4 protein-coding genes and 1 pseudogene are annotated in these 4,358 nt (G+C 32.8%); all 5 read right to left on the reverse strand.

The window, feature by feature from the left end; translation table 11 throughout:
- Positions 1 to 857 precede the first annotated feature (857 nt).
- Positions 858 to 1,097 carry a hypothetical protein gene (locus tag A9G30_RS10705; protein ID WP_218057863.1) on the reverse strand — a complete coding sequence of 80 codons (240 nt, stop codon included), beginning with the start codon at positions 1,095 to 1,097 and terminating at the stop codon, positions 858 to 860.
- A 382-nt stretch (positions 1,098 to 1,479) separates the two neighbouring features.
- Positions 1,480 to 1,944: an Imm9 family immunity protein gene (gene imm9, locus A9G30_RS10710; protein WP_065566960.1), complete on the reverse strand. Its 465-nt coding sequence runs from the start codon at positions 1,942 to 1,944 to the stop codon at positions 1,480 to 1,482.
- Positions 1,945 to 2,308: 364 nt separating this feature from the next.
- Positions 2,309 to 2,491: pseudogene (locus A9G30_RS13730) on the reverse strand (RHS repeat-associated core domain-containing protein); the annotation flags it as partial.
- 424 nt (positions 2,492 to 2,915) lie between these two features.
- Entirely contained in the window at positions 2,916 to 3,272 is a 357-nt protein-coding gene (locus A9G30_RS10720; RefSeq protein WP_065588955.1) for a hypothetical protein, read from the reverse strand.
- A 325-nt stretch (positions 3,273 to 3,597) separates the two neighbouring features.
- Positions 3,598 to 4,050 carry a hypothetical protein gene (locus A9G30_RS12535; RefSeq protein ID WP_081295824.1) on the reverse strand — a complete coding sequence of 151 codons (453 nt, stop codon included), beginning with the start codon at positions 4,048 to 4,050 and terminating at the stop codon, positions 3,598 to 3,600.
- Positions 4,051 to 4,358 lie beyond the last annotated feature (308 nt).

The raw sequence follows: 4,358 nt of genomic DNA on the forward strand, positions 1-4,358 counted from the left end.
AGATACAAAAATGCATTTTGTGAATTAGTGTATGGAGGTATTTGAGTTTCCTTAGATAAAAGATCTTCCATATCCTTATTGTAATAAAGTTCTTTTTGAAAACCCTGCGGAGAAAGTGACCCTTCCAAATAATTTTTTATAATATCTATAGAGTTCATTTTTTATTACCTCCTAGCGGTCTAAATTTATCAAGAGCCGTATGCTGTTCTCTAGTAGCCTCACGAAGACTTCCAATATCTGGTTCTTACTACATTCCATGAAGAGGTATCACCATTAGGCAATGACTTATCGATAGCATCACCTCTCTTTCATATTTTGAATCGTACTTTGCATGATAATCCCTACGGATCTATCCAAGTCAATCCATTAGTCGCATACTGATACAGATTAAATTCACCTAGCAACCCAATTGGGTCAGGCTAGATAAAGTGGACTATATCAAGGCATAATACCTAAAAGTATTGTAATATAAATCCGTTTTTCTGTCTAAATATTGGCTCTGATATCTGAAGTTTTGATCTATTGATGCGTGTTCAATTTCCTGAATCCCTTTACTCCCAGAGCTGATAATTTCTTCATCTTCACTGCCCCTTTTGTCTATATGTGCCAGAGGTTCGTAGCAACTCTGTCCGGGGTAGATATACAGGCTGCTGTGCTGATTCGGGCTGGTTTTCTAAATCATTATTAAGCCATTCTAGCGGATACGGTTGTAGGGGGCTGTGCTATTTAGCTGATGTTTTTCGATATGCTAGCCAAGAGCATCGTAGATATTGGAATGCCAATATCTTTTCAAACAACAAAATTAAGAAAAGGTAATGAAGATTATTATTCAATAAATTCTAGAATATATTTCTAAATTAACTATATATAGCCAACTCAGGCTTACAAAAACCTATAACAAAATCCATTAATTCTAAAATAATATCTTCTTCGTCAAGATATCTCAGGTTTTGTAAACAATCATACATGCAAATCTGTGGCATGCCTTTATTTTTAAAATCAACTAATAACTTTCTAATTTCCAATAAATCTTTATTTGAAGATATTTCTTTTTTCATATAATCAAGGAATTTCTGTTGTTCTAGCATTTTATCCATTTACTTTTTTAATTAGCCAATGCTGTTTGGTATTTTGAAAGAAGCATCGACTGTTTAGGTTGAATTGCGCCATGTCCTGATTTGTTTTGTACGTGCTGCAAATCATTACCAATGATCTGTTACATACAGGAATATCCCTATTAGGGCTAGCACTCAATGTTCTAGCTGAGTCTACAACTTTGGATTTACTTTTCTTTTTTGTCATTCTTCGAAATATGTCTGAATAATTTAATCCCCATGCTTCGATACAAGTCAACCCATTAGACGCATACTGATACAGATTAACGCCACCTAGCAATCCGGCTAAATCAGTGAATCTACATGTATCAGGATAGTATCACTTTGAAAGCCCGTTATTCTTAATAACTTCATTATTGTGATTTCAATTCTGCAATTTTATTCTCTTGCCACCACAGACAATACCTTTCGTAAAAGCTAAACCTATTGCACGTTTTGCACTTTCAAAAATATAACTATATAAACTCTCGTAGTTTTCAAATTCAGGATCTAAAATGAAAAAATTTTCATTTAACGGTTTAAAAAAACTTTCTTTTACTTCTCTTAATCCATATGGAGCCTGGTTTTTATCAGGAATGCAAATAGAGATAGAAATAACATACTCCTTATCTGATGGATAGCGCATTGATCTTTTGAAAACCCCAATACCATTTGTAGCCCGAGAATTAATCATTATTAAAATACGCCACCCATTTAAATCTAAAATATTTATTCGCGGTAACAAGTTATCAATATATTTGTTCAATTCTATCCACATGAAATGCATATTCACATTGTCATTTATTTTTGGTACTTCAGTAGGCAATGACACCATTATTTTTTTTCCCATAATATACCTTGTAAAATAGTTAGCACCACTTGTTCTTTTTAGTACTGGGTCTATAACGTTTGTCTTTTTCTCGATTGGGTGGCAATTCATGTTTTAATATTCTTAAAAGCCTAACTCTTCTTGCCTCAATTCTTTTCATTTTACCTTTAGTTATTCCTCTATAAGTACGGACTACTTTCGATTCTGCATTGCCAAAGTTAGGGGCTTTTCGTACTTTTCTTATACTCGTATAAGCACGTCTATTATCCGCCAACCATTACATCTTCTGCTTTACTAATTCCTGTTTTAGCACGGCGTTTAGATTCCTATCCATTACATCATATAAAACCCAATCTCAATTAGTGTCATTACTATTTTTATACCATCCAAGTGTATCAATCCAAGTCAGCCCATTCGGCACATACTGATACAGATTACACCTACCTAGCAGCCCAATTGAGTTGGACTGGGTAAAGCGTCCTATATCTGGATCATAGTACCTAAAGGTATTGTAATGCAGTCTAGTTTTTCTGTCTAAATATTACCCATGATATCTGAAGTTTTGCTCTATTGGTTTGTGTTCGGTTTCCTGAATGCGCTTACCCTAGAGCTGATAGCTACATTCCCAGAGTTATTCGCCGTTTGCATCGGTAAAGCCGTTCTGGTCGGCGTAGAAGCAGCGGATATATTGTTTTTAATTGCCGTCTGTGCCTATACGTGCCAGTGGCTAGTCGTTGCTCTAGTGGGTGTAGATATTCAGGCTACTGTGCCGATTCGGGCAGGTTTCCTGTATTTATTGTTAAGCTATCCCATAGGAACGGGTACGGTTGTAAGGTTTGCCTGTGCGCCTGACTGATGTTTTTCGATACGTCGACCTAAGGCGTCGTAGGCGTAGTTGTAACGCTGGTTGTGGCTAGCACTTTGTTTTTGATGCAATAACTCTCTATCTTACATATATCTAATTATTGAGCTAACTTCTATAATTTTATTTTTTAGTAATATTTAATTTCATATTTACCAATTACATCAAAAATATGATCATAAGTGCTGAGTACTATACGTTGCCTTCCTTTTTTATGCACCTCATCAACTAAATCAAAACTAGATTTTAAATATTGCTCATAAGGATACTCATCCATTCTATAAATAAATAAACTATAAATATCACTGAAAGTAAATGTAACTTTAACTTCTGGAACATTCGATATCTTCGGTTTACAGCCTGATAATGCTAATGACGTATTAACAACTAAAGTAAATGGCATACATTCTAATTTTACGTCAGATAATATTAATGCACTTCGCGCATAAATTATACCGTATTTTGTTTGAATTTCTTTTGTATTCATATTATTTACACCTCAATTTTATTGATTTACCACTGGTTTTAGTTGTAAAACGCCGCCATAAAGTAGCTGAAGACAGATCCACTTAAGTAGCCCATCTAGATGGAGCCTTAGAAATTCCAGCCTTTTTAGCAGTATAAAGGCGCCTATTATCCAAACTAAAAACGCACCTTGCGATAATAACTTTGTTTGTATATCAGTGGGTAAATCAAGCTTTTTTATTTTTCTAATAGTCTCTCGATTATTTATGTATGAATGATAATAAGACTATGTATAAGTTTATTCACTTTTTTATCGTTAAAGATTGTAAATATTGCCGATTTTTTGATTAAAGTAATGCATATATTTTCTTTAATTGTCCACAATATTTCTTACTATACGGTATTTTTATTTTTTTTAGATAATTAATTAGGTTATCAACATCGTTAGTAAGTAAATAATACTCTAATAAATGAATAATAAGAAAATTTTCATAGGGTGCATTAACTGAAATAGTGACATCCTTTTCATCATTCCCTTCTTGTTCATCTGGTTCATCAAAGAGAACGACAAACTTAATCGCTATATATTTCAAAAAAGAAGCAAGATTATTCGACAATATGTTTTTTAAATCAGATAAAGTGGCACCAGACAAATTTATTTCATTTGCATCATATTCAAACAATACCGATGGCAATTCTTTTCCGTTTGTCATAATTTTATATTTTTTCTCTAATTTATCTAATGCCGTTTTATATAATGAGCTATTTATAAAATCTCGAATTTCATTAATGTTTATCATTTATCAACATCTCTTACTATATTTATAACACTATAACCAATGTGTTTATATGGATTGCTTTATGCTTCCATGAGGTTTATTTGGCAATCATCATCATGATTAAATCACTTTTTACTTTTATCATGGCGAGTTTTCTACTCTTTTGTTGCACTATTTTAGAGGGGCGTTACAGCTTAGATTATAATAAACAGATACATTATCTCCCTACAAAATATTAAGGAAACTATTACTATTAGCACATTTATAAATTATTGTTAGATAGTTATATTAAAATAATTATGCCGTTTGAACAAAAAAAAGTCCTGCAT

The organism is Gilliamella sp. Fer4-1, assembly GCF_001690515.1.
GTDB lineage: Bacteria > Pseudomonadota > Gammaproteobacteria > Enterobacterales > Orbaceae > Gilliamella > Gilliamella apicola_C.

What these genes read in the sequence shown, in the direction of transcription:
- A9G30_RS12535 (WP_081295824.1), bottom strand. Translation starts at nt 4,050, where the DNA reads ATGATAAACATTAATGAAATTCGAGATTTTATAAATAGCTCATTATAT.
- imm9 (WP_065566960.1), bottom strand. Translation starts at nt 1,944, where the DNA reads ATGGGAAAAAAAATAATGGTGTCATTGCCTACTGAAGTACCAAAAATA.
- A9G30_RS10720 (WP_065588955.1), bottom strand. Translation starts at nt 3,272, where the DNA reads ATGAATACAAAAGAAATTCAAACAAAATACGGTATAATTTATGCGCGA.
- A9G30_RS10705 (WP_218057863.1), bottom strand. Translation starts at nt 1,097, where the DNA reads ATGGATAAAATGCTAGAACAACAGAAATTCCTTGATTATATGAAAAAA.